The sequence below is a fragment of the Corallococcus terminator genome, assembly GCF_003611635.1.
Taxonomy (GTDB): domain Bacteria; phylum Myxococcota; class Myxococcia; order Myxococcales; family Myxococcaceae; genus Corallococcus; species Corallococcus terminator.
The window spans coordinates 1-25,070 of sequence record NZ_RAVZ01000127.1 but is presented as its reverse complement, the minus strand read 5'-3'; the positions used below and the strand labels follow the sequence as shown (position 1 = coordinate 25,070).

The window sequence follows — 25,070 nt, the reverse complement described above, 5'->3', positions numbered from 1 at the left end:
GTGCTGGGGGGGGGGCTCCTGCGCAAGCAGCCGGAGGGCTTCAAGGGCTACCGGCTGCTGCCCATCCTGCTCGTGGGCGCGCTCTTCCTGGACCTGGTGCTGTCAGAAGGCCGGTCTCCCCTGGACGCGGAAGCGCAGGCGGCGGTGGCGCTGCGCAACTTCCACGAAGCCGCCCAGAAGCAGGCCACCGCGGAGGCGGTGCCCGTGGAGGCGCGCGCCCTCCAGCCCCTCGTCGACGCGCTGGGTACGCCGCCCTACCGGCTGCGCGGCGTCCAGGTGCCCGCCTACGCACTCCAGGTGCGCAGAAATTGCGAAGGCCCCGCCCGTGACGCTTCCGGTACGCGGCCGGGGACGTTGCTGTACTGTGTCGCCTCGGACGGCAAGCAGGCGTGGGTAACGCTGGCCGGGCTGCCCGCCGAGGTGCGCTTTGGTGCGCCCGGCCTCTTCTCCACCCGGGGCGAGCCGCGTTTCAGCGTCGTGCGGGCCCGTTCTCCAGAGGAGAACGAAGCGCAACCGGCCATGGAGCTGGAACTCCCCGAAGCTGCTTCGGGCGGCGAAGCCACATCCATTTCGCCTTGAGTTCGGGCCGCTTGCAGAGCAAGCGGCCGGAAATAGGTCGGCGTGCGCGGTTGACCCTGCGGAGCCGCGATCGATAGGCTCCTTGCAAGGACTCTACCCCCACCCAAAGTGACGACCTCTCAACCGAAGCGGCAACCCATCCCGTTCGGGAAGTATCTCCTCCTGGACCGCGTCAACATCGGCGGCATGGCGGAGGTCTGGCGCGGCAAACAGTTCGGCGCCAGTGGCTTCGAGCGGCTCGTCGCCATCAAACGAATCCTGCCGAACATCGCCGAGGATGAAGAATTCATCTCGATGTTCATCGATGAGGCGAAGATCAGCGTCCAGCTGACCCACGCCAACATCGCGCAGATCTACGAACTGGGGCAGATCGCCAGCAGCTACTTCATTTCGATGGAGTACATCCCCGGCAAGGACATGCGGGCCATCTTCGACCGCTGTCGCAAGAAGGGCGAACCCGCGCCGGTGCCGCTGGTCGCCTTCTGCGTGGCGAAGATGTGCGAGGGCCTGGACTACGCCCACCGCAAGAAGGACGGGATGGGGCGCGACCTCAACATCGTCCACCGCGACATCTCGCCGCAGAACGTGCTCGTGTCCTTCGAGGGCGAGGTCAAGGTCATCGACTTCGGCATCGCGAAGGCGGCGGGCAAGGCGACCAAGACGCAGGCCGGCATCCTCAAGGGCAAGTTCGGCTACATGAGCCCGGAGCAGATCCGCGGCCTGCCGTTGGACCGGCGCTCGGACGTGTTCGCCATTGGCGTGTGCCTCTACGAGATGCTCACCGGTGAGCGGCTCTTCGTGGGCGACAGCGACTTCAGCGTGCTGGAGAAGGTGCGCAAGGCGGAGGTGCCGTCGCCGTCCACGTACAACCGGCGCATCCCGGAGGCGCTGGAGCGCATCGTGCTCAAGGCGCTCGCGAAGGACGTGGACGAGCGCTACCAGTACGCGAGCGAGCTCGGCGACGACCTGCAGCGCTTCCTGCTGACGAGCGACTCCATCTTCAGCCGCAAGGACCTCATGCAGTACATGAAGTCCACGTTCGCCGAAGAGGTGGAGCGCGAGAAGCAGCGCCTGGCCGAGTACGCGGACATCCGCGCGCCGGACGGCATGCTGGCGGCCATCGAGGCGGGCTACAGCGGCCCGTCGCCGGTGCCCACGCAGAGCATGACCAACCTGCCGGCGGTGCAGCCGTCGTCCGCGCCGGCCGTGGAGCCGGTGTACACGCCGCCGCAGCCGAGGGCCTCCAGCCCCAACGCGTCGTCGCAGGGGGCACGCCGTTCGCCCACGCTCGCCGCGCTGCCCAAGCTGACCGCCGCACCCGCCGCGCCCTCTCCGAAGGAGGACGAGGAGCTGGCGACGCAGATGGTGGACCGCGACGCCGTCTTCAACGACGCGCCGGAGCCCACCACCCAGCCCGGCGCCGCCATTGGCCGCGCCGTCACGCCGTTGGAGTCCCGGGCTGCCGCGCACGAGGAGGAAGAGGAAGAAGAGGAGCCCCGTACCCTCCCGCCGTCCTCCTCCGCGTACACCGTGGGGCCGCCGCGCCTGTCGCACAACAACATGCCGGTGCTCAACGCCGCGCCTCCGCGCCCGTCGTTGACCAACGTGCCCACGCTGATGTCGCACGACGCCCCCGCGCCGCGCCCGACGCCGAACCGGGGGGGCGAGGGCCAACTGCCACGCATCGTCCGTCCGGATTCCCCGCCGGAGCCGATGCCGCCCCCGCCGCGGCCTCCCGCGCCGCCCATGCTGGGCAATCCGCCGCGTCCGTACCCGCCGAAGGAAGCGCGTCAGAAGGAAGTCGTCGAGGAGGACGCGGGTCCCGGTCCAGGGCTGGGCCTGCGCGGTCTGGACAAGCGGCTGCTCTACAGCGCCATCGGTCTGGCCTCGCTGTTTCTGCTGGTGGGTCTGGCGGTGGTGTTCAAGCCGAGCAGCCCCTCGCTGGGCTACGTGATGGTGGAGCTCAAGACGCCCGAGGCGAAGGCGACGGCTCGGGTGTCCATCAACGCGGGCCCCGAGGAGGCGTTCCCGGAAAGCGGCTTCGTTCTGAAGCAGGTGCCGGTCGGCAACGTGCTGGTGGTGGTGACCGCGCCTGGCCACGAGATCTTCAACCAGCCCGTGACGGTGTCCGAAGGCACCAGCGCGACGCCGGTGCGCGCCGTGCTCCCACGACAGGCGCGCTCGGTGCTGGTGGTGTTCAAGGTGCGGCCCGAGGATGCCGAGGTGAAGATCGACGGCAAGGTGGCGCGCGCGCAGGGCAGTCGTGAGCCGGTGGTCCGGGACTTCTCCCTCACTTCCAACTCCCCGGTCGTGGAGGTGTCGGCTCCGGGCTACCAGACCTTCGCGGGGACCATGGCCGTGAAGGATGGGTCCTTCGACGTGACGGCGACGCTGGAGCGTGCGGACCTGGAGGTGCAGATCACCTCCAACCCGTCGGGCGCCGCCATCTACCTGGGCAACAAGGACCTGGGCGTCGTCACCCCGAACACGGTGCGGGTGCCGCCGGGGACGCGGGAGCTCACGCTCAAGTCGAAGTGCCACGCCGACGAGGATGTGGACGTCGTGGCCACCACGCCGGGCGCCGTCATCAAGCTGGATGCGACACTGAAGAAGCAGGCGCGTTGTCGCGATTGAGCGGTCGCGCTTAAGCTTGAACCCTGAGGGTCCTCCCCCCTGATGGTCGTGGGGGGAGCGACACCGGAGGGGTTTCCGTGACGAAGGTGCGCAAGGTGAACAAGGCGGATCCGCTGGCGGATCTTCCCCGGTGGGCGCAGCAGTTGGCGCGCAAGTACTACACGAAGACCGTCAGCACCTTCCTGCTGTACGGGGCCGTGCGCGATCTCCAGCCCCTGCAACTGGAGGACGGCGGGCGCGGCTTCGGCACGCTCAAGACCTTCCTGTCGGAGGAGCTGTTCGGGGGACGGGACCATGTCCTGTTCTACGACCGCTCGTCGGGCATCCGCTCCGCCACGCCGGAGACGCAGAAGGACCTGTCGCGGGCCATGACCGGCTACGACGCGATGTACGGCACCGACTACGCGAAGGTGATGCCTCGCGACCCGGGCCGTGCGCTGCAGATTCTGGAGAACTTCCTGCGCATGCGCCTGAGCGAGGGCCGCTCGCTGGCGCTCATCATCGACTTCGCGGAGACGCTGGTCCCCGGCGGGGAGATGAGCCACCTGTCGGCGGAGGACCGCTTCGTCGTGGCCACGCTGGACAAGTGGGCGCACGACCCGCAGTTCCTCGCGGGCGACGTGTCGGTGGTGCTGCTGGCGGAGAACCTGGCGGACATGTCGCCGCGCATCAGCCGCAACCCGTACGTGGCGCCCATCGAGCTGCCCCTGCCCACCGAGGAGGAGCGCCTGGACTACGTGCGCTCCAAGCTGGACGGCAAGCGGCTCCAGTCGCTGTCGGAGGTGCCGCTGGTAGGCCTGGCGAAGATGACGGCCGGCCTGTCGCGCATCAACCTGGACCGCGTGCTCACGGAGGCCCTGGAGCGGGAGATCCGCATCACGCCGGACATGCTCAAGGAGAAGAAGAAGGAGCTCATCCAGGCGGAGTGCCACGGCCTGCTGGAGTTCATCGAACCGGCGCACAACCTGGACGCGGTGGCGGGGCACGCGCACGCCAAGCAGATGCTGCGGCAGGCGGCGTCCGCGCTGAAGAAGGGCCGCATCGAGGTCATGCCCATGGGCTACCTCTTGAGCGGGCCGGTGGGCACGGGCAAGACGTTCATGGTGAGCTGCTTCGCCGGGGAGATTGGCATCCCGGTGGTGAAGTTCCTGAACTTCCGCAGCCAGTGGCAGGGCGTCACCGAAGCCAACCTGGAGAAGATCTTCAACCTGCTGAAGGCCCTGTGGCCGGTGGCGGTGATGGTCGACGAGGCGGACACCTTCCTCGGCAACCGCGACTCCGGCGGGGACTCGGGCACGAGCAGCCGCATCTTCGGCTCCATCGCGGCCTTCATGGGCAACACGCAGTACCGCGGCAAGATTGTCTGGTTCCTGCTGACGGCGCGGCCGGACCTGCTGCCCATCGACCTCAAGCGCCAGGGACGCGCCGAGGAGCACATCGCGCTCTTCTATCCGCAGACGGACGAAGAGCGGAACGAGCTGTTCCAGGTGATGAGCCGCAAGACGGGCGTGTCGGTGGAGGGCGTGGAGTCCTTCGCCACGCTGATTCCGGAGGGCGTGCGCGCCTTCAGCGGCGCGGACATCGAGGCGGTGATGGTGCGCTCGAAGTTCCGAGCCCTGGCGGACAACCGGGACCAGGTGACGAAGGAAGACCTGGCGGCGGTGCTCGCGGACTTCGTGCCGCCCAGCTACCCGCTGGAGATTGAGATGCAGAACCTGGTCGCGGTGCAGGAGTGCACCAGCCGGGCGCTGCTGCCGGAGAACTTCCGCGCGCTGGACCGGGACTACATCAGCCGGCGCGTGCGGGAGCTGAAGATGCTGCTCGAAGAGCAGTGACGCCTTGAGTCCGTGCACCGTCGGCGGAGGGGTTCAGCCGACGGTGACGGGGACGCCCAGGTTCGCATCCTGGAGCGTCTCCACCACTGCGATGCGGTCGCCCACGGCGAGCGCGTCATGCAGCACGAGGATGTCCTCGTTCGCGTGACGGATGCAGCCGTGGGACACGTCGCCGCCCAGCAGCGCGGGCGCGCTGGTGCCGTGCAGTTCCTCGCCGCTGCGGTGGCCATCCACCCAGGAGAGGTCCAGCAGCCGCGCGCCGAACACGTGCCGGTCGTTCCAAAGCCGAGCGCCCGCGTTCTCCGTGGCCACCTGATCCAGCTTCGCGCGCACCACCTTGAGGCCGGGGTGCGTGGGCGTGGCGGCGGTGCCGACCGCGTTGGGGAAGATGTCCAGGAGCCGGCCCTCCGGGTCGAAAAGGAAAGTGCGGTGTTCGCGCAGGGCGATGACGACGCGCACCGGCTGGCCCGCGTAGAAAGGGGAGGGCAGGGCGCGCGTCTGGCCGCGTGAGCCGGTCGCCGGAGCCAATGCGTCCAAAGCGCGCAGGGTGACGGCATCGAGCACGCCGCTCGTGCGCACGCCAGGGAACCCCGCGCTGGCCGCGTGCACCTGGAAGTTGCGCAGCGCGCGGGCCGTGTCCGGCCCGTAGCGTCCATCCGCGCCGCCGTACAGCGCGAAGCCCATGTCCATGAGCGCGCCCTGCACCGCGCGCAGCCCGTCCCCGCGAGAGCCCGTTCCCAGGACGGCTGTGCCCGTTGCCACGTCCGCGAGCTGGGGCGAACCGGTGAGGCGCGCGTGCTCCAAAGGCGCGGTGGGCACGGTCGCCGCGGCCGTTCGCGCGTGCTCCAGGGGCACGACGGTGGTCGCGGACCGGAACTCATCGGCTGTCGCCGAGCGCGCGGTGTCGGCCGTCGATATGGGCGTCCCACCGACCGCCGACGTGCGAGGCGAAACAACCCGCGCATCAAAAGGCGTCAGCGTGTTGTGCGCCGTGAGTGACGCGAACGCAGGCGCGTGGGCCAGGGGCGACACGGGGACGGATGCCGTGCTTCCGGAGACCGTCCTGTCGCCGGGACGTTCGGCTCCACGGGACGGGACGTACCGGAGCCGTGTCGCTCCAGATGTCAGTCCCGGCTCGTCAGGGGAGTGCTCCCGCGAGTCGAACGGTTCAGCGGGAAGGGAGGAGGTCTCTCGAAGCAGTGCGGAAGCAATCATGGACCCGGGGATTGCAAGCCCCCGGCCGTCGCTTCACGCCACGAGCCCCGGGACGAAACGCCCCCGGGCTCATCCCGTCACATCCCCCCGCTACGGCGCGCTCAGCGACAGCAGCTTGCCGGTAGGGACCGTGCGGTGGTCCTTGATGTGGTTCCACTTCATGATGTCCTCGACGGACACGTTGTAGCGCTGCGCCACCGACCAGAGCGTCTCGCCCTCGGCCAGCGTGTGCACCTTGCCCTTGGGGCCGGCGGGCGCCTGCCCCGCGACGGCGCTGGCCACGACGATGGTGCCGCCGCGCTCCTCCACCTTCGCTGGGGCCGCGCCCTTCGAGTCCGACGGCCACACCGTCAGCAGCGTGCCCACCGACAGCGTGCGGTTGCGGCGGGGCAGGTTGTTCCACTGCTTCATGTCGTCCACCGACACCTGGAAGCGGTTGGCGATGAGCCACAGGCTGTCGCCCTCCTGCACCCCGTACGTCACGCGCGTCTTGCCGTTCACCTTCTCCGTCTTCACCGGCCCCGCGGCCACGGGCCCCTTGGGCGTCCCGGCGGGGACTTCATCCTCCGGCCGCACCGCCACCACGCCGCTGCGCCGCGCCTGCGCCACCTTCGACGCGATGGCCCCACCCGCATCCCCGCTGCCACCCCGGCCCGACGGCACCGGAATCACCAGCTCCGCGCGCAGCTTCAACGTCCGAGCGCTCTTCAGCCGGTTCATCTGCAGGATGGCCTCCGGAGCGGTGCCGTACTGGAGGGCAATCTGCGACAGCGTGTCGCCGCGCTTCACCGTGTGCACGCGGAAGGTCAGCCGGTCCGCCGGCGACAGCTTCTGGAAGTTCTCCGCGAACAGCGGGGAGGTGCCCCGGGGCAGCCGCAGCACGTAGGGCTTCGAGGCCGACGCCGGAGGCGTGCACCAGCGCTTCAGCTCCGGGTTCAGGTCCTGCACGTCCATCACGCTCACCCCGGCCGAACGCGCGAGCACGTCCAGGTCCGTGGCATCCGTGAGCTTCACCTCGTCGTAGTCCAGCGCCTGCTCGTACTGGAACTCCTCCTGGGAGAAGCCGAACGCCTCCGGGTTCTTCGCCACCAGCGCCGCGGCGATGAGCTTGGGCACGTAGTGCTTCGTCTCCTTCGCGAGGCCCTTCTCCTCCGCCAGCAGCCACCAGTCCTTCGTCCCGTAGCGCTCCACCATCTTGCGCACCCGGTACGAGCCCGTGTTGTAGCCCGCCCACGCCAGGTACCAGTGGCCCAGCTCCCCGTAGAGGTCCTTCAGGTACGACGCCGCCGCGTGCGTGGCCTTGATGGGGTCGCGCCGCTCGTCCACCCAGAAGTCCTGCTTGAGGCCGTACTGCTTGCCCGTGCTGGAGATGAACTGCCACGGCCCGGCCGCGTGCGCCCACGAATAGGCGTTCGCGGAGAAGCCACTCTCAATCATCGCCAGGTACACCGTGTCCCGGGGCAGCCCCTTCGACTCCAGGATGGGCTGCATCACCGGCAGGTAGCGCGTGGAGCGCGCCATCCACTTGCGGAACCATTTGCGGCCCGGGCCCTGGAAGAACTGGATGTACTCGGCCACCCGGGGCTGCATGTCCACCGGGATGTCGAAGCGGTCCTTCACCAGCGAAACATCGAAGGTGGACAGGTCCGTGATGCGAGCGAGCGCCGGGGGCGTGTCGTCCTCGCGGAAGGTGGGCTCCTCCAGCGCGTCCAGCATCCGCAGCCGCAGCGGGTTCGTCAGGCCCAGCCGCCGCAGCGACTGCATCATCTCCGCGTTCGGCTTCGACTCCGGATCCAACGCGGCGCCTTCCAGCGCGCGCAGCTCCTCCAGCTCCGCGGACTCCGCCTCCACTTCCTCCGTCTCCTCGCCTTCCTCCACGGGGACGGGAGGCACGGCCAGGCTGCCATCCGCCGTCAGCGAAGGCGCTTCCGAGGAAGGCAGCGCACGCACGCCGGGCGGCGGCACGGGCTTCGGCGCCACCCCCTGCGGGGAGGGGACCGAGGCCAGGGCAAGCAGGAGCAGTGGAAGAGGCGGCATGGGAACGCCAGGCGAGGTCGCCCAGAAGCAGGCGAAGGCCGCAGTATTCGCCAGCTTTCTTGACAGTCAAACAACAAGTCGCACGGTATGCCCTCCGGAAGGACACCCGGTGGGAGCAGGCGACCCTATTTCGCCGGGGGCTCTCCTGCCTGCCCGCTCTTTACAGGTCTTCCGTGACCTGGAGCGAGGATGCGGGGCAGGTAGGTGGCGAAGTCGAAGTGGGGCGAGTTCTCCGGGTTGTGGCAGGTGACGCACACCGCCTGTCCCGGCTTGCCCACGATGGTCTCCGGGCTGGGGGCGTCCACGTGTTTGGAGCCCGGGCCGTGGCAGCTCTCGCAGCCCACGTCCTCGCGTCCGGCCACCTTGTCCAGCCGGCACACGCCGCCGGGCTGCTGCCAGCCGGTGACGTGACAGCCGATGCAGTTGAGGTGGTGCTGCTTGCCCACCGCCTCCAGTGTCTCCCACGCGTGGTGGTGCTTGCTGCCCTCCCACACGGTGGTGGCCTCCGCGTGACAGTCCGCGCAGGCCGCGCTGCCGACGAACCCCGCCTGTCCCTTCGCGGGCAGCGGACAGTCCTGGCCGTGCTCCTTCGCCCACGCGAGGTTCAGCTTCCCCACGTCCACGTCGTAGGCCGTCACCAGCGCCTGCGTGTCCTTCGCGGATGCCAGGTTCGACTCCAGCGGCAGGAAGCGCAGCGCGAAGCCGTTGACGTCGGTGGCGGGCGCGGGCGGCGCGGTGAGGAAGTCCTGCTTGCGCGCGGAAAGCTCGTCGCGCTTGCCCTGCTTCAACGCCTTCAGCTTCGGATCCACGCCCGGCAGGTTGATGTCCTTGTCCAGGAGCGCGATGCGCTGCTCCAGCGCCGCCACCTCCCGGTCCACATCCCCCTGCGAACGCTGGAGCGCGAACGGCCCCTTCTGGGCCGCGTACGTCAGGTCCACGCGCAGGAGCGACCGCCCCTTGCTCTGCACCGCCACCACCGGCACGTCGGAGCGCACCAGCCGGTTCTCCTCGGCGGTGAACTCCCCGGCGCTGTGCGTGGCAACCACCAGGTTCGCGGCGAGCCCCGGCAGCGCGGCGGCGGCCTGCGCGGCCTCCAGCGGCTGGTCCAACAGGCCCACCACGAAGTCCGCGCCCTGGGCCCGGGCCTGCTGGCTCGCCTGGACGAGCGCTTCTCCGGACGCCGCGGCCACCACGGCCACCTTGCGCGCGCCCGCGTCCAGCAGCTTCACCCCGCCCGACGCCACCTCCGGCAAGCCCAGGCTCCGGCGGAAGTCCGCGCCGCGCGTGTCGTCCAGCTCGCCCGTCGCGCGCACCGCGAGCCCCATGGTCCGGAAGGCGTCCGCGAGCGCCTTCGCCTTGCGTTCCTCCTGGGGCACCTGATCCGGCTTGAGGTGCGTCTCTCCGAAGAGGCTGTTGCCGCCGTCCACGTACAGCACCGGCTGGCCGCCCTTGCGCGCCTCCTGAACCTGGAACGCCGCCCGGCCAATGCCGCCGCGCATGTTCTCACTGCACCCGCAGGGGCCCAGGTAGCCGCGCGTGTCGGCGGAGATGAAGAGGACGGCGCCCGGCGGGGATGCGGCCGGGGTGGGGGAGGTGGCTTGCGGCGTCGGGGAGGCGCCCTCCTGGGGGCGCGACTCCTGTCGCCTGCAACCGGAGAGGAGCGCGCCCACGAGCACCGCGAGGACGAACGCGCGCATCACCATCACCTCACCAGAGGATGCTCTGCACCAACTCGTCGATCTTCTCGCCCATCGCTTCCAGGCCGTTCACCTTGGAGAGCGAGCCATCCGCGCCCACCTGCTCCGCCAGCTTCGACAGCTCGTCGTCCGGCAGGCTGGAGAACAGCACGATGGGGATGTCCTGCGTGCCGTACTCGTTCTTCAGCGTGCGGCAGATGTCCGTGCCCTTCGCTTCCGGCATGTGGATGTCGGTGAGGATGAGGTCCGGTCGCCAGATCTGGAGCGTTTTCTCAAACTCCATGAGCGTGGAGGTGGCCACGACCTCATAGCCGCGCGCCTCCAGCACGGCCTTCTCCATGGCGAGGGTGATCTCGCTGTCGTCAATCAGGAGGATTCTTCGCTTCTGCTCGGACACGGCGACCTTCCTTGGGGGTCGGTTCTAGCCCACCACCTCCCGGTGCACCAATGCTTTCCCGTCGCGGACCCGGACCCGGGTTTTCCGTCTTCCGCCGAGGGCGTTCCCGCCCGCCCGGCCGCCTCCGGAGCAAGCCCGTCTTTCACGGGCAACCGGGTCGAAAAGAGGTAAGGAGGCACCCATGAAGCACCGCGCCCCAAGGGCCCTGGCGGCCCTCCTTCTCCTCTGGACCGCCCTGGTTGGCCTCCCCGCCGCCGCGCTCAACCCAGGCCTGGGGCAGGTCCCCCAGGACCTCGACCGGCAGTCGCCCCGCGCCACCGCGCAGGGGTTCCTGGACGCGGTGCATCGCGGGGACTACCCCCGGGCCGCCCACTACCTCTACCTGGACTTCCTGCCAGCCACCGACCAGGCCACGAAGGGGCCCCAACTGGCGCGCCGGCTGAAGTTCGTCCTGGACCGGGAGCTGTCCATCGACGTGTCCGCGCTGTCCAAGACGGCGGAGGCGGACGCCGCCAACCCGCGCTTCGACTCGCTGGGCGCCATCGCGCTCAAGGGCGCGAGCGTGCCCATCCGCCTTCAGCGCGTGACGGTGGACGGCGTGCCCACCTGGGTGTTCGCGGAGGCCACCGTGAAGATGGTGGACCCGCTCTTCGACGAGTACGGCCCGCTGCTGACGGAGACGCTGCCGTCCTTCTTCTTCGACCGCACGTTCCTGGGCCTGGAGCCGTGGCAGTGGCTGGGCCTGGCGGTGACGCTGCTGGGCGCGTGGATCCTCTCGTACCTCCTGGAGAAGCTGCTGCTGGCCACGGGGATGCGCGTGGCGCGCTGGACGAACATCAGTTGGGACGACCAACTGGTCGGCGCGGGCCGCGGCCCCCTGCGGCTGCCGTTCTTCTCCGGCCTGCTGGCGCTGGGCACGTCGTTCCTGCTGCTGCCCCCGAAGCTGCGGATCCTGAGCGAACGGGTGAGCTACTCGCTCGTCATCATCGCGGTGGCGTGGTTCATCCTGCGCTTCCTCCGGGTGTCGGAGGCGTTCGTCCAGAGCCGCGTCACCTCCGAGACGGGCAACAAGCCCCGCGCCCGCTCGCTGCGCACGCAACTGGCCGTGCTGCGCGCGGTGTTCGAGGTGGCCACCTACGTCATCGCCGCCGCGCTGCTGCTCATGCAGTTCGAGGTGGTGCGCAACGTCGGCGTGTCGCTGCTCGCCTCCGCCGGTATCGCCGGTCTGGTCATCGGTCTTGCCGCGCAGAAGTCCATCTCCACGCTGCTTGCTGGCATCCAGTTGTCCATCACCCAGCCGGTGAGCATTGGCGACCAGGTGCTGGTGGAGAACGAGTTCGGCACCGTGGAGGAGATCACCCTCACGTACGTGGTGCTGCGCATCTGGGATCAGCGCCGGATGGTGATTCCCATCACCCAGTTCCTGGACAAGCCGTTCCAGAACTGGAGCAAGGGCTCCCCGGAGATGATGGGCACCGTCATCCTCCAGGTGGACTACATGGCGGACATCGATGCGCTGCGCGCGGAGCTGGACCGCATCCTGGCCGAGGAAGGCAAGCACCTGTGGGATGGCCGGGTGAAGACGCTGGTCGTCTTCGACGTGATGGACAAGACCCTCACGGTGCGCGCGCTGGTGAGCGCGGCCAGCTCCGACAAGCTGGGCGACCTGCGCTTCCTCGTCCGGGAGCGGATGGTCCTCTTCCTGCGCGCCCGGCCCCAGTGGCTGCCCACGGTGCGCAGTGAATCCCGTCCTGCCCTGGCTCTGGCCTCCAAGGACACGGAGACGGCGACGGCGGGCGCACCGGAGCCTCGGGCCTGAACGCAGGGCGCCTGGAAGAACAGGTGCTTGCACGGATGTTCGCCGCGCGATGAATATGTCGCCCGGCGCGACGTACTTCGCGCAAGAGCAGTCGCACCCACGCTTGGGGAGTCCAACAGATGAAGCGTCCTGTCACGTTGTGCGGAGCCCTGGCGCTCCTGGCCGTCGCCACGCCGCTGTCCGCGGGCGCCCAGGAGCGTGACGGTCGCACCGACGGGCCCGAGGAGTCGGAGTACGGCAAGGGCGGCTACGGCGACAACCGCCGGGGCGTGTCGCTCCAGTTCGACTGGGGCGCGGCCATCAACTCCCAGCCGAACCCCGCGGGCGCGCCGGATGGCCCGCCGCTGTTCGTGGGCGCCACCGTCTCCCTCTGGGGCGATGACTGGTACCGCCTGGACGCCAGCGGCGCCTACGTCTTCGACGGGGGCCGCTTCATCGGCAACGTGGGCCCCACCTTCCGCACCTGGGGCTGGCCGGTGTCCTTCACCTTCGGCATCAAGGCGGGCGCCATCGTCATCCCGGAGGGCGAGGGCCTGCGCTTCGCCCTGTCGCCGCAGATTGGCGCGGAGATGCTCCTGGGCCGCCGCGACCGCGTGCTCATGGGCCTGCACTACTCGCCGGACATCCCCATCGGGGGAGGAGGAGTGACGAACCGGTTGTTCATGAACATCGGATACCGGTTCTGACCGCCATGATCGCCCAACTGCTCGCCGCCGCCGTCGCGCTGACCGCCGCCCAGGCGCCCCGCGTCGCCCCGCCCACCGTCTCCCTGCCGTTCCCGACCGGGGATGTGCAGACCTACAACATCATCAACTGGGATCCGAACCAGCTACCGCGCATCTACGAGCGGTCGGACCAACTGCCCCTCACCGACGACGAACTCACGAAGCTGTCCCAGGCCGGCTTCGAACCCGCGCAGCTCGTGAAGATGATCGAAGAGCGCCGCTGCGCGTGTGACGCGAGCGCGGACGGCCTCATCCGCCTGAAGAAGGCGGGCGTGGACAAGACGGTCATCGCCGCGGTGTCGCGCCAGGGGCTCGCGCCCAACCGCGAGCTGAACCTGCTGGTGACGCTGGACTTCACCGGGGAGAGCCGCACCGCGCGCGAGGCGTTCCTCTACTTCTTCGTGGACGACGGGGACATCACCCGGGTGTTCTCCGCGAACCTCCCGGAGCTGCTCCAGCGCCGCAACACCCACGAGACGATGGTGGACCGCAGCGACATCGTGATTGCCCGCACGGTGCGCCGCATCCAACTGGCCGGCCGCGTGCCGCTCAAGACCTACGGCGCGCACCGCGTGCTCGTCGCCGCCAGCGCCAGCCCCACGCTCACGCACCCCTCGCAGCTCACCGCGCAGGAGCGTTCGAAGGCGCAGACGTACAGCTTCGACTATCCGCGCAGCTCGCTGCAGAGCCTCTGCCGGCTCACGGCCGGCTACCGCCGCGACGCGGTGCTTGCCTACAAGTGGAATTTCGAAGGCAGCCGCTTCGAATGCGAATGGAACTAGGAGTCAACCCGACCATGAACACCCGCCGCCTGTTGCTGTCCGCCCTCGTCGCCATCACGCTCGTCGGCTGCAGTGGTCCGCGCGCCTACACGCGTGGCACCTACGCGGACCCCAACGAAATCGAGATGCTGGGGGACCGCTTCAACGAGAACGACCTGCAACTCATCGCCAAGAAGATGGCCGAGTCGCTGGCGAACTCCCCGCGCTTCGCCCAGCCCGCGCCCCAGGGCTCGCCCCTGCCCATCGTCCTCGTGGGCAAGCTGCGCAACAGCACCAGTGAGCACATCGACATGCGCTCGCTGGGGGACAAGATCCAGACGGCGCTCGCGCAGACGGGCCGCTTCGCGCTGGTGGACCAGCAGGCGCGCCAGGACATCGCGGAGGAGTACGAGTACCAGCAGTCCGGCTACGTGAGCCCGGACGCCGCCAAGGCTCCCGGCCAGCAGGCGTCGGTGGACTTCCTGATGACGGGCGACCTCTCCTCCATCATCCAGGAGGTCGGCCGCGACAAGTCCGTCTATTACAAGATGACGGCGAAGCTGAACGACGTGCGCACGGGCACCATCGCCTGGACGGACGAGAAGCAGATCCGCAAGAAGTTCGAAAAGCAGGGCGTGAGCTGGTAGTCGCCTCCGTGTCCAACGTGTCCGACATCGCTTCGCGGGCCCCACGCCTTTCCGTCCGTCCGACGGGATTGCGCTGGGGCCTGTTGTTCATCACGGCCCTGGGGCTGCTGAGCGGTTGCGCCAGCGACTACGTGGCGCGCACCGCGTCCGCGCGCTCGGCGTACCAGTCCTCCGACTATCCACGCGCCCTCCGGGAGCTGGATGGCGAAGAGAAGGGCGCCCCAGAGCGCGACCAGCTCCTGCTGCTGCTCGACAAGGGCATGGTGCTGCACGCCGCCAGCCAGTGGGAGGAGAGCACCAAGGTCCTGGCGGAGGCGGACCGGCTCAGCGGAGAGCTGGACATCACCTCCGTGAGCGAGGAGGCCGGGGTGCTGCTCAGCAATGAGCGCCGGCGTGCCTACCGGGGGGAGGACTTCGAGAAGCTGATGATCTCCGTCCTCCAGGCGCTCAACTACGCGGAGCTGGGCCGGGACGAGGACGCGCTCGTGGAGGTCCGCCGCGTCAACGAGCGCATCGAGAAGATGATCACCGAGGAGAAGAAGCCGTACGAACAGCTCGCCATCGCCCGCTACCTGGGCGGGGTGCTGTACGAGGACCAGCGGGAGTGGGACTCGGCCTTCATCGACTACATGAAGGCGTACGAACTGGAGCCCCGGCTGGACGGGCTGGTGGAGCCCCTGCTGCGGCTGGCGAAGAAGACGGGCCGCGACGACGCGTACGCCATGCTGTCCCAGAAGTTCCCGGACGTGGCGCACGCGCCGCTGAATCCGGGGGACGGGCAGCTCGTGGTGGTGGTGGAGGCGGGCCTGTCGCCGGAGAAGATGTCCACGTCGCGCGACTACAACGACTCCGGGGAGCTCATCTCCGTGCCCGTGTACCGCGACCGGGGAGGCACACCGCCGGTGCGCGTGGCGGTGGAGAACCAGTCGGAGCGGGCGGTGACGGTGACGTCGCTGGCGCGGGTGGCCCAGGTGCACCTGAACGACCGCATCGGCCGCATGCTGGCGAAGCAGCTCGCGGGCGCCGTGGCCAAGGCGGGCGTGGCCGCGGGCGTGGGCGCGCTGGCGAAGAGCAAGGAATTGGGGGTGCTCACCTTCCTGCTGCTCAACGCCGGCAACCAGCCCGACCTGCGCTCCTGGCTTTCACTGCCGGCGGAGTTCCAGGTGGTGCGCTTCCGGCTTCCTCCGGGAAAACACACCGTCCAGGTGGATGCGCCGGGCCGTCCGACGACCCACTTCGTGGAGGTGAAGCCGGGCCGGGTGTCGGTGCTGGTGGTGCGAAGCTATTGAACGCCGCGATTTGGGGTTAGGGTGCGCGCCCCATGTCGTCGGTCGTGGCCGAAGTCCTTCTCTATTCCTGCATCGTCGTGGTGAGCGCGCTGGCCGGCGCGGCGGTGGTCGTCTTCAACGAGCGCTCCACGCGGCTGGTGACATTCCTCGCCTTCGCGGCGGGGGTGATGTTCGGCGCGGCGTTCTTCCACATGCTCCCGGAAGCGTACGAGGGCGGCGGGTGGTGGGCCTTCGCGCTCGTGCCGCTGGGCTTCCTCTTCGTGCTGGTGCTGGAGCGCTACCTCGTCGCGCACACCTGTGAAGAGCCGCCGGACTGCGCTGAACACGTGCACGGCCATGCGCTGGGGTTGAGCGCGTTCCTGGGCCTGTCCACGCACACGCTCTTCGACGGCATCGCGCTGGGCTCCTCCGTGAAGGAGGGCGTGGGCGCCATGGCGCTCCTGGCCATCACCGCGCACAAGATTCCCTCGTCCCTGTCGCTGGCGTCCATCCTCCAGGCGGAGGGCAAGAAGCGCCGCACCATCCTCGCGTACACGGCGCTGTACGGCCTGATGGTGCCGGTGGGCGCGCTCATCTACTTTGGCTTCGACGCGGTGCTGCGCTTCGAATCGCTGGCCCCCAAGGCGCTGGCCTTCTCCGCGGGCACCTTCCTCTACATCGCCGTGTCGGACCTGCTGCCGCACGTGAACAAGCACGGGCGGGACAAGCCCGGACGCAACCTGGTGGCATTGGCAGCCGGGTTGCTGGTGATGTTCGTGCTGGCGCGCCTCTTCGGGCACACGGAGCACTGACGCACCATGGAACGACGCAAGGAGTGGTACGACCATCCGGAGTACTACGAGGCCATCTTCGGCACGGACACCGTGCGCGAGGCGGACTTCCTCCAGGCGCTGAGCCAGCGCTACGGCACCGGCGGCAAGCAGTGGCTGGAGCCCGCGTGTGGCGCGGGCCGACTGGTGGAAGAAGCCGCGCGCCGGGGCCTGCGCGTCGCGGGCTATGACTTGTCGGAGGCCATGCTCGCGCACGCGCGCAAGCGCCTCACCCCCGCCGAGCGCCGCCGCGTGAAGCTGTCGCAGGCGCGCATGGAGGACTTCTTCGACCCCGCGCTGGAAGGCCGCGTGGACCTGGCCCACACGCTGGTCTCCACCTTCCGCTACCTGGACAGCGAGAAGGCCACGGTGGAGCACCTGGTGGGCACCCGGCGGCTGCTCAAGCCGGACGGCATCTACGTGCTGGGCTTCCACCTCACCGACTACACGCGCTCGGCGCCGGAGCACGAGCGCTGGGTGGGGCAGGTGGGCCCGGACAAGGTCGTGTGCAACACGCACGAGGGCCTGCCGCAGAAGCGCCTGCGCCGCTCGCCCATGCGCAACCGGCTGCGCGTCACCGGTCCCGACAAGGACTGGCTCATCGAGACGACGTGGTTCTTCCGCACGCACGACGAGGCCCAGGTGAAGCGCATGTTCCGCAAGGCGGGCCTGCGCGTCGCCGCCACGTTCACGTTCGACTACGACCTGGAAGCGCCGGTGGAGCGCGGCAGCAACCGGTTGGATCGCGTCTTCGTCCTCAAGCCGGACGCATCCTCCACTGCCTGACACCGGGCCTGCCTTGAAGGGCAGGGCAGGGTGTCCTTCGGTGGATGGACGCCCGGGCCCGTGGCGCGGGGCGCGGGAAGCCGGGTGCTAGCGTCACCGGCATGGAGGCCTCGCCGGGGCAGGAGACGGTGGCGCGCGTGGACGGCCGCGAGGTGCGACTGCTCCTGGGCTTCGACTTCGCCGGCACCTTCGTCTTCGCGGTGGAGGGCGCCATCGCCGCCATCGCGGGTGGGTTGGATCCGCTAGGCATCATGGTCCTGTCGTTCACCACGGCGCTGGGGGGTGGCATCCTCCGCGACCTGCTCATCGGTGCCATTCCGCCCAATGCCATCCGCGATCAGCGCTATGCCCTGGTGGCCTTCGCGGGCGGCGCGACGGTGCTCTTGCTCCACCGCTTCGTGACGTCCGTCCCCGCCGCGCTCCTCGTCACGCTGGACGCGGCGGGCCTGTCCCTGTTCGCCATCGCCGGGGCGCGCAAGGCGCTGGACTTCGGCCTGCGTCCGCTGATGGCCATCCTCATGGCCGCCATCACCGGCGCGGGCGGCGGCACCTTGCGCGACCTCTTCCTGGCCCACGTCCCCACGGTGCTGCGCGCGGACATCTACGCGCTGGCGGCGCTCACCGGGGCGCTCGTCATGGTGGTGGGACAGCGTCTGGGCCTTCCTTCCCGCGCCATGGCCTTCGTCGGAGGCGCTGCCTGCTTTGCCTTGCGCGTCATCAGCGTGTGGCGCGGTTGGAACCTGCCGCACCTCATGGCGGTGGGCATGGAATGACCTCGCTTCTTCGTTTGTAGAGCAAGGAGCCGACGCGTCCATGGCAGGGACTGACGCGTCTGCGTTCCGTTTGGACGCGTCCGCGTTCTGTCAGGACGCATCCAGGGCCGAGCCCTGTCGGGAAGCCCGCGAAATCACAGGGACTCTCTGGCTGGCACGACATCCGCAAGAGGATGGCCGCATACGCTGGCAACGGCGTATACGCATCCGGATGCACCCGGAGCGCGGAAGGAGGGGCCGCTCCTTCCGCGCTCTCCATCCTTCATCTCCGATAGAGTCCGCGCCTGTTTTCAGGACGGCTTCGCCGGTCTGCGGTGGCGCGGCATCCGCACGGAGGCGAAGGGGATGCGAGACGAGTTGGCGCAGCTCATGGCTGCGCTCAGGGATTCCAGGGACTTCGAGTCGGCTGCGGCGGCGACGCTGCGCCGGATGCTGGCTGCGGCGGAAGCCGCGGTGGCGTCCAGCCGCTACGCGGGTCGGGCCCGGGTCCTGCGCGGCATCGTCCACCTGCGTCCCGGAGAAGCGTACCGCCGTCTGGCGGCGCTGGACGTGGGGGCCAAGGAGACGACGGACGCGGGTGTCGGGACGCCCTTCTTCACCTCCGCCACGGCGTGGCGCGCGGTGGTCGAGCACCGCTGCGCGGTGTCCATCGACGTGAACATCGGCACGGTGCAGCCGCACGCGCCGGACGCGCCCGTGACGGGGGACCCGGGGCTCGCGGGCTTCCACAGCAACGAAAGCAAGCAACGCTTCCTCGGCCGTCATGCGACGCACGTGTGCGTGCTGCCCCTGCGCACGCCCGCGGGCATGGAGGGCATGATTTCGCTGGAGGCCGAGTGTCTGGCCGCGATGGGGCAGGAGTTCGTCTGGCGTGACGCCGGGGACGTGCTCCAGCTCTTCACGGACGTCGCCGCGCCGTACCTCACCGCGCTGCCGCAGCGGCCGGTGGCCACGCCGGAGGTGGACGAATTCCTGCCCGTGGTGGGGCGCTCCATGGCGGAGCTGTTGCCCATCCTCAGGGTGTTCGCGCTGCAGGATGAGACCATCCTCGTCAGCGGCGCCACGGGCGCGGGCAAGTCGCGGCTGGCGCGCTGGTGCCATGAGCGCTCCAACCGCCGGGGCAAGCCCTTCGAGACGCTGGACCTGGTGACGGTGCCGGAGGACCTCCAGATGGCGGAGCTCTTCGGCTGGAAGAAGGGCGCCTTCACCGGGGCGACGCGCGACGCGCCGGGCGTGGTGGCGCGCTCGGATGGCGGCACGCTGTTCATCGACGAAATCGACAAGCTGTCGCTCAAGGCGCAGGCGGGCCTGCTGCACCTGCTGGAGTCGCGCAGCTACCGGCCGTTGGGCGAGGGCACCGGCGAGAAGCTCGCGGACGTGCGCTTCATCATCGGCACCAACGCGGACCTGCACGCGCAGGTGCGGGCCGGCCGCTTCCGCGAGGACCTGTACTACCGCGTGAACGTGCTGCCGGTGCGCATGCCGCCCCTGCAGGACCGCAACGACGAGATTCCCCTCTGGGGGCGGTACATGGTGAACCGCCGCCACCGCGAACGGCTGCCGGAGGGCTCCGCGCGCCTGGCGCCGGAGGCGGAGCACCTGCTGGTCACCAGCTCCTGGCCGGGCAACCTGCGGCAGCTCGACAACATCGTGCGGCGCGCCTACACGCTGGCGATGGTGGAGCACGCCGGGGCCGCGGGCGACCTCGTGTTGCAGGAGAAGCACGTGGCGCGGGCGCTGGACTACGAGCAGGCGCCGGGCGGACGTCCGCTGCCGGAGGCCCTGCGCGCCGCCGCGCAGGCGTTCGTGGGCGAAGCGCGCCGAAGGGGCGGGCCGCTGGACCTGGACCTCGCGGATGGTTTCCGCGGACTGGTGCTGGGGCTGGCCATCCGTCAGGTGGGCCGCGACGAGGCCTTCCGCCTGCTGGGCCGCGAAAGCCTGGTGAAGAACCGCAACCACCACAAGGCGCTCAAGCGCGAACTGGAGAAGGTGGACGCGCTCTACAAGGCGCTGGGCGAGGACGGCTCGCCGTTCTCCGACCTGCTCGAAGGCGAAGAGGCCGCGTGAGTCACGCTGAGCCCCGGATGCACCGGGGCTCGGTGGTCGCGTGATTCCCGCCGCCGTGCCTTGGACGCATCGGGGCGCGGTGCCCGAGCCTTACTGCACGGCCTTGCCCAGCGGCTGATAGGCCTCGTCGCGCAGTCCCACGAGCACGCTGGTGCCGCTGTCCGTCACGCGCAGCTCTCCGTAGCGCGCCTTGGCGTAGCGGTCCGCGTGTCCCTCCTGGAAGAAGAAGGACTCCGCGCCCAGGCGCATGCGCGAGTTCCGGATGCGGAAGCGCAGGCGCAGCTCATCCGGAGCGAGCTCGGTACCCGGCGTTTCGTAGCGCACGAACTGGCCCACGCCGTGCTCGTCCAGGCGCAGCACCACGGTGCCGTCCTCCTGGGGCACCTCGCGGCCCACGCCGTTCTCGTCCAGGAGCCGCACCTCGGTGCCGTCCTCCTGGGGCGCCACGCGGCCCTCGCGCCACGTCTGGCTGATGGCGTAGTCGAGCACCATGTAATCGCCCTGGATGAGCGAGCGCGGATCCACCGGCGCCAGTCGCAGCAACACCGGCCGGCCCCGGGCCAGCACGGTTTCCTTCTGCACGACGAGGGCGACCATGGCGACGAGCACCAGCGCGAGCCCTCCGAAAATGACGGCGCCGCGTTTCATCGGGCCTCCGCGAGCACGGCGGACGACCGCCGCTGGAAGAACTGCCGCACGCCCAGCAGCACCAGCCCGCTGCCCACGAGCGCGAGCGCCTTGGCGAGCAGGGTGAGCCGCAGGTCGTAGTAGTAGAACGAGCCGAACGTCAGCAGGAACGCCACCGCCAGCCCCAGCATCACGCGGCTGCGGCGGTGGAAGCCGAGCGTCAACATCAGCCCCGCGACGAGCAGGCCCGGCGTGCTCAGCGTCATCCCCGTGAGCAGCACCAGCGCGCCCGCCGCCGGAAGCCAGACGCCCCGGTCCTTGTCCAGGCCCTGCTCGCGCAGCACCTGCCATCCCGTCCACAGGGCGATGACGGCCAGCGGCACGGTCAGCGCCACGGGCGGCAGGAAGTCCCCCCGGAACAGGTAGTGGAAGCCGTCCTGCATGCCGACGAGGTTGCGGAACAGCAGCCAGCCGGGCACCGCGCACGCGAGCGCGAAGGCCATGGGCCCTACGCGGTCACCCAGCGGGCCCTTGCGCAGCCAGGGCTCATGGATGAGCAGGCCACAGAGGGCCGCCGAGCCCAGCACCACGCACAGGTCCACGCCCATGCCGCTCATCGCCTTCTCGGTCAGGAAGCCCAGGGCCAGGCAGATGCCCAGCATGGCCAGGAAGTAGAGGATGACGTCGGGGAAGTACGCGAGCAGCACGACACCCAGCCCCACCGCCGTGAGCGCGACGGTGACGTCGCTGTTCGTCCACTCCGCCACGGCGGACAGGATGGAGCCCACGCCCGCGAGGCACGTGGACAGCGCGAGCTGCTCCATGAAGGGCCCCTCCAGCTCTCGCCGCAGGTAGACGGACGCTCCGCACAGCACCACGCCGAGCGCGAAGAGGGCGCCTTCCTCCTTCCACAGGCCGACACACGCGAAGAAGCTCATCAGGAAGCCGGCGGACATCCACGCGCCCAGGCCGGACAGCGCCTTCACGAACCAGGGCGAGGCGCTCATCGTCCGTTGCCGGACCTCCAGCGCCGTGCGGGCGCGGGCCTCCACCTCCGCGTCCACCTGTCCTTCGGCCACCAGTCCCCGGAGGACTTCCCGCATCGAGGGTCGCAGGGCCATGTCAGGTCTCCTCCGTGACGCCGGTGGCGTGGGACTCGTGGCGCAGCCACGTCACGGCGAGCGCCATCTCACCGATGATGAGCGGGGTCATCACCAGCAGGACGAGCTCCTCGGGCATGGAGGCCTCGATCATGAAGTAGCCCACCGCCGTGGTGACGAGCGTCATCGCGCACAGCGCGCCCACGGTGAGCAGGAACAGTTCGCCCCGCAGGTGCCGGTGCAGGGCGTACATGGCGCCCAGCGCGGCGAGCAGCAGCAGCAGCGACAGGCCGGATTCGATGGAGCGGTCGGAATTGCTGACGATGAACAGGATGGCCATGCCCAGCAGCGGCGTCACCGTCATGAGGGACAGGACGCGGGGCAGCCACCGCCCCTGGAGCCAGGGCACCTTGAGGTTGGCGAAGTGTTCATACGTGGCCCACGCGAAGCCGTTGAGCGCGCCGAGCAGCAGCGCCAGCAGGCCCTCCCGGGACCCGAGCCCATCCATGCGCTGGCCCCAGAAGAGGATGACGCCCGTGTTGACGAGCACGAGTTGGAGCAGCCACAGCGGCGTGAAGCGCGCCAGCGCCACCCACGGCAGGATGAGCGCGCCCCAGCCGATGAACAGCTCATACGGATCCGCGCCCGTCTGGTACGTCTGTCCGTACACGGCGAGCAGCGGGCCCACGAGCACCGCGGCCGCGAGCAGCGCGAACTGGCCCGCGGGCCGGTCCCCCAGCCGCCACGCGCCCACCGCCGTCCCGGTGATGCCCAGGGCGATGAGGCCCAGCTTGGCGAAGCGTCCCAGCTCCGCCCAGTTGTAGGCGAAGAAGTACACCACGCCCGCGAGCACCAGCAGCGAGCCCAGGGCCATCAGGGTCATGGACACGAACGCGTGCCACGCGGAGCGTGACGGGGAGGCGACGGCCAGGTTCAGCGCGCGCCCGTACGCGTCCGGGCTCAGGATTCGGGCGTCCGCCAGTGCGTGCAAGCGCTCCGGCGTCGCCTCCAGGTCTAGGAAGTCTTTCGTCACGGCGCGGGACTGTAGCCTGTTTGACGCAAGGGCCGGTGCAATGGCACCGGGCCTCTCCAGACAGTCCGTGCTACGGCGTGACGTCGGTGATTTCGTAGCGGTGGCTCAGTGGATAGACCCAACTCCTGGCGCCGTCGCTGAAGCTGCGCTCGAGCGCGAGGAAATACCGGCCGCTCGTGGGGGCCGTGAACCGGGCCCCCTCCCCGTCGGTGATCTGCTTCGGGCCCTGCTGCATGCCCTGGGCATCCGTCACCGTGGTTCCACAATAGACGGTGGGTCTGGCGCTGCCGGCGGTGGCGTCCTTCAGGCGATACACGTGGCCCGCGACCAGCTCCACGGCCAACACGTCCACGTCATTCCTGGAGCCGAAGACGACGTCCACCTGCGCGGGCACCGTCACGACAGTGGCCCGTGCCGCGACGTCCCCATGGTCATCCGGACCCGCATCGCTGACCTGGCACTCATACCGGGAGGCGTAGGTCGAGGAATCCCGCTGGTCGGCCTGGACGCGCAGGATGAGGTCCCCCCCTCCCACGTTCTTGACGGCGATGTAGGGCAGGGCGTCCTCAAAGGGGTAGGCGCTGAAGTTGTACGTCCCGAGTGACGTCCCATCCGGACGGAGGAGCTCCAGGTTCGGGTGGCTGCCGGCCTCCGTCGACTGGCAGACGGCTCGCAAGATGCGCTCCGCAGGCACGGAGAACCGCCAGGCATCCACGTCGGTGGAGGACTCCAGGAAGCCCTCGAACGTTGTTTCGGTCTCCGAGACCGGCTGGTTGACGGCTTCGTCCGTGGAGCCGCCCGCGTCATCCGTGGCCTCCGTGAACAGGTACGTGAAATGTCCTGTGTGACCCTCCTCTACGCTCAGGTTCGACTGGAGCTCCATCACGACCCGCCCGTTCGCGGAAGCCGTCCAGAAGAGGGTGATCCCCCACGAATGCCGGGTGTTGGTGGCCCGGGCCTCACCCAGGGGCTCCAGCGACTTCGCATCTCGCAATTGAAGCTGACACCCTGTCAGGGTGGTGGGTTCGCAGACGAAGCGGTAGCGCTGGCCTGCCTTGACGGAGAGGTCCAGGCGGACGGCCCCGGGCGCCGTGAAATCCACTGCCCCCTGCGCCCCTGGCTGCAACCCCGGGTCCTCGACTGCGTCCTTGCCGCAGGCCCCCAGGGTCAGCGCCACGCCCAACAGGACGCCGAGCGCCCAACCGCCTCGGGACTTCAATTCCAAGCTCGTATGCATTCCCGTGATTCCCTCAACGCGGCCCGACCAGCCCCGAGCCGCCTGCGTCTGAGTATACCGTGTCTGGCTTTGCGGAAGTCAGGCACTGGCGGTGCTCTGGACGGCGACTGTCATTCATTGTCCAGGAAGCGCTTCAGCTCCGGGAGCACGAGCTCCGGCCGTTCCAGGTGCGGGCTGTGTCCGCAGTCCACGCGCAGCACGCGGGCCTGGGGCAGCCTCCGCGCGGCCTCGTCCGCCAGGGCGATGGGCAGCGTCTCCTCGCGCTCACCCCAGACGAGCAGCACGGGTTGCTTCACCTCGCCCAGCCGCTCCAGGCGGTGGAACACCGGGCCCGTCAGGGGCACCAGCGCGTTGAAGGCCTGCGCCGCCTCCGGCCGTCCGCCCCGCACCTCCAGGAGCTCGTAGCCCAGCGCGCCCAGTCGTTGTCCCAGCGGCGTCGGCGGGGGCGGCAGCATCCGCGCCATCGCCCAGGGGCCCAGGTTCCGGGCCAGTCGCTCCGGCCCCGCGCGAAAGAAGAGGCGGGAGGCTCGCGTCATCTCTGGCCCCAGCCCCATCGCGTCCACCAGCACCAGCCGCTCCACCTTCACCGTCCCGCGCAGCGCCAGCTCCAGCGCCACCAGCCCGCCCAGGGAGTGGCCGACCACCGCCACCGGCCCCGGCTCCAGCATCCCGAGCGCCTCCTCCACGGGGTCGGTGAAGAAGCGCACCGCGTCCTCCGCCGACCGCACGCGCAGCTCCGGGGCGGTGGACTGGCCGAAGCCGGGCAGGTCCAGGGCCAGGACCCGGTGATGGCGGGCCAGGGCGGTCAGATAGGGGAACCAGTGCGTCGCGGACTGGCCCCGCCCGTGCAACCACACCACCGTCGAACGAGGCGCCTCCGGGGCGTCCGCCGGGGGGCCCCCTTCGAGGATCCGCACCGCGCCGCCCCCGGGCAGCCAGTGGACCTGGGGCACCACGGCGGGGGCCAATTGGGCCAGGAGGGCGGTTTCCACCGGGCCCACGG

At 69.6% G+C, this 25,070-nt stretch carries 21 protein-coding genes; 12 read left to right on the top strand and 9 right to left on the bottom strand.

Annotated features, from left to right (window positions below; genetic code table 11):
- From D7V88_RS19305 to D7V88_RS19295, 3 genes are all read left to right on the top strand, one after another.
- The coding region (locus D7V88_RS19305; RefSeq protein ID WP_120542121.1) for a hypothetical protein at positions 1-579 on the top strand (579 nt) is incomplete at its 5' end.
- 108 nt (positions 580-687) lie between these two features.
- Entirely contained in the window at positions 688-3,213 is a 2,526-nt protein-coding gene (locus D7V88_RS19300) for a serine/threonine-protein kinase (RefSeq protein WP_120542120.1), read from the top strand.
- Positions 3,214-3,290: 77 nt separating this feature from the next.
- On the top strand, positions 3,291-5,048 hold the full coding sequence (locus D7V88_RS19295) for an ATP-binding protein (RefSeq protein WP_120542119.1): 1,758 nt from the start codon (positions 3,291-3,293) through the stop codon (positions 5,046-5,048).
- A 33-nt stretch (positions 5,049-5,081) separates the two neighbouring features.
- Here the strand turns inward: D7V88_RS19295 and D7V88_RS19290 are convergent, their stop codons facing one another.
- The 4 genes from D7V88_RS19290 to D7V88_RS19275 all read right to left on the bottom strand — a co-directional run bounded on the left by D7V88_RS19290 (position 5,082) and on the right by D7V88_RS19275 (position 10,394).
- Positions 5,082-6,080 carry a L,D-transpeptidase family protein gene (locus D7V88_RS19290; protein ID WP_372241094.1) on the bottom strand — a complete coding sequence of 333 codons (999 nt, stop codon included), beginning with the start codon at positions 6,078-6,080 and terminating at the stop codon, positions 5,082-5,084.
- 273 nt (positions 6,081-6,353) lie between these two features.
- A complete protein-coding gene (locus D7V88_RS19285) occupies positions 6,354-8,300 on the bottom strand; it encodes a LysM peptidoglycan-binding domain-containing protein (RefSeq protein WP_120542118.1) in 1,947 nt (648 codons plus the stop codon).
- Between the two features lie 125 nt (positions 8,301-8,425).
- Positions 8,426-9,997, bottom strand: coding sequence for a cytochrome c family protein (locus D7V88_RS19280; RefSeq protein ID WP_120542123.1), 1,572 nt, complete (start codon positions 9,995-9,997; stop codon positions 8,426-8,428).
- A gap of 10 nt (positions 9,998-10,007) precedes the next feature.
- On the bottom strand, positions 10,008-10,394 hold the full coding sequence (locus D7V88_RS19275) for a response regulator (protein WP_120533289.1): 387 nt from the start codon (positions 10,392-10,394) through the stop codon (positions 10,008-10,010).
- Positions 10,395-10,575: 181 nt separating this feature from the next.
- On the opposite strand from D7V88_RS19275, the gene D7V88_RS19270 reads away from it, so the two are divergent.
- From D7V88_RS19270 to D7V88_RS19230, 9 genes are all read left to right on the top strand, one after another.
- Positions 10,576-12,213, top strand: a complete 1,638-nt coding sequence (locus D7V88_RS19270) for a mechanosensitive ion channel family protein (protein ID WP_120542117.1) — start codon at positions 10,576-10,578, stop codon at positions 12,211-12,213.
- A 119-nt stretch (positions 12,214-12,332) separates the two neighbouring features.
- Positions 12,333-12,899, top strand: a complete 567-nt coding sequence (locus D7V88_RS19265) for a hypothetical protein (protein WP_120542116.1) — start codon at positions 12,333-12,335, stop codon at positions 12,897-12,899.
- Between the two features lie 5 nt (positions 12,900-12,904).
- Positions 12,905-13,720: a hypothetical protein gene (locus D7V88_RS19260; protein ID WP_120542115.1), complete on the top strand. Its 816-nt coding sequence runs from the start codon at positions 12,905-12,907 to the stop codon at positions 13,718-13,720.
- A 14-nt stretch (positions 13,721-13,734) separates the two neighbouring features.
- Positions 13,735-14,346 carry a penicillin-binding protein activator LpoB gene (gene lpoB, locus D7V88_RS19255; protein WP_120542114.1) on the top strand — a complete coding sequence of 204 codons (612 nt, stop codon included), beginning with the start codon at positions 13,735-13,737 and terminating at the stop codon, positions 14,344-14,346.
- A gap of 8 nt (positions 14,347-14,354) precedes the next feature.
- Positions 14,355-15,635: a COG3014 family protein gene (locus D7V88_RS19250; protein ID WP_208726368.1), complete on the top strand. Its 1,281-nt coding sequence runs from the start codon at positions 14,355-14,357 to the stop codon at positions 15,633-15,635.
- Between the two features lie 32 nt (positions 15,636-15,667).
- Positions 15,668-16,426 (top strand): ZIP family metal transporter, encoded by a 759-nt coding sequence (locus tag D7V88_RS19245; RefSeq protein ID WP_120542113.1) that lies wholly within the window; start codon positions 15,668-15,670, stop codon positions 16,424-16,426.
- A 6-nt stretch (positions 16,427-16,432) separates the two neighbouring features.
- On the top strand, positions 16,433-17,230 hold the full coding sequence (locus tag D7V88_RS19240) for a class I SAM-dependent methyltransferase (protein ID WP_120542112.1): 798 nt from the start codon (positions 16,433-16,435) through the stop codon (positions 17,228-17,230).
- A 44-nt stretch (positions 17,231-17,274) separates the two neighbouring features.
- Positions 17,275-18,003 carry a trimeric intracellular cation channel family protein gene (locus tag D7V88_RS19235; protein WP_244238252.1) on the top strand — a complete coding sequence of 243 codons (729 nt, stop codon included), beginning with the start codon at positions 17,275-17,277 and terminating at the stop codon, positions 18,001-18,003.
- Positions 18,004-18,348: 345 nt separating this feature from the next.
- Positions 18,349-20,070: a sigma-54-dependent transcriptional regulator gene (locus D7V88_RS19230; RefSeq protein ID WP_120542110.1), complete on the top strand. Its 1,722-nt coding sequence runs from the start codon at positions 18,349-18,351 to the stop codon at positions 20,068-20,070.
- A gap of 90 nt (positions 20,071-20,160) precedes the next feature.
- Here D7V88_RS19230 and D7V88_RS19225 read toward each other — a convergent pair whose 3' ends face one another.
- The 5 genes from D7V88_RS19225 to D7V88_RS19205 all read right to left on the bottom strand — a co-directional run bounded on the left by D7V88_RS19225 (position 20,161) and on the right by D7V88_RS19205 (position 25,068).
- Positions 20,161-20,718, bottom strand: coding sequence for a GDYXXLXY domain-containing protein (locus tag D7V88_RS19225; protein WP_120542109.1), 558 nt, complete (start codon positions 20,716-20,718; stop codon positions 20,161-20,163).
- Positions 20,715-21,818, bottom strand: coding sequence for a DUF4401 domain-containing protein (locus D7V88_RS19220; RefSeq protein WP_120542108.1), 1,104 nt, complete (start codon positions 21,816-21,818; stop codon positions 20,715-20,717). Before D7V88_RS19220 ends, D7V88_RS19225 begins: the two co-directional genes overlap by 4 nt.
- Position 21,819: 1 nt before the next feature.
- On the bottom strand, positions 21,820-22,830 hold the full coding sequence (locus D7V88_RS19215; RefSeq protein ID WP_120542107.1) for a DUF2157 domain-containing protein: 1,011 nt from the start codon (positions 22,828-22,830) through the stop codon (positions 21,820-21,822).
- A 70-nt stretch (positions 22,831-22,900) separates the two neighbouring features.
- Positions 22,901-24,067, bottom strand: coding sequence for a hypothetical protein (locus tag D7V88_RS19210; RefSeq protein ID WP_120542106.1), 1,167 nt, complete (start codon positions 24,065-24,067; stop codon positions 22,901-22,903).
- A gap of 110 nt (positions 24,068-24,177) precedes the next feature.
- A complete protein-coding gene (locus tag D7V88_RS19205; RefSeq protein WP_120542105.1) occupies positions 24,178-25,068 on the bottom strand; it encodes an alpha/beta fold hydrolase in 891 nt (296 codons plus the stop codon).
- Positions 25,069-25,070 lie beyond the last annotated feature (2 nt).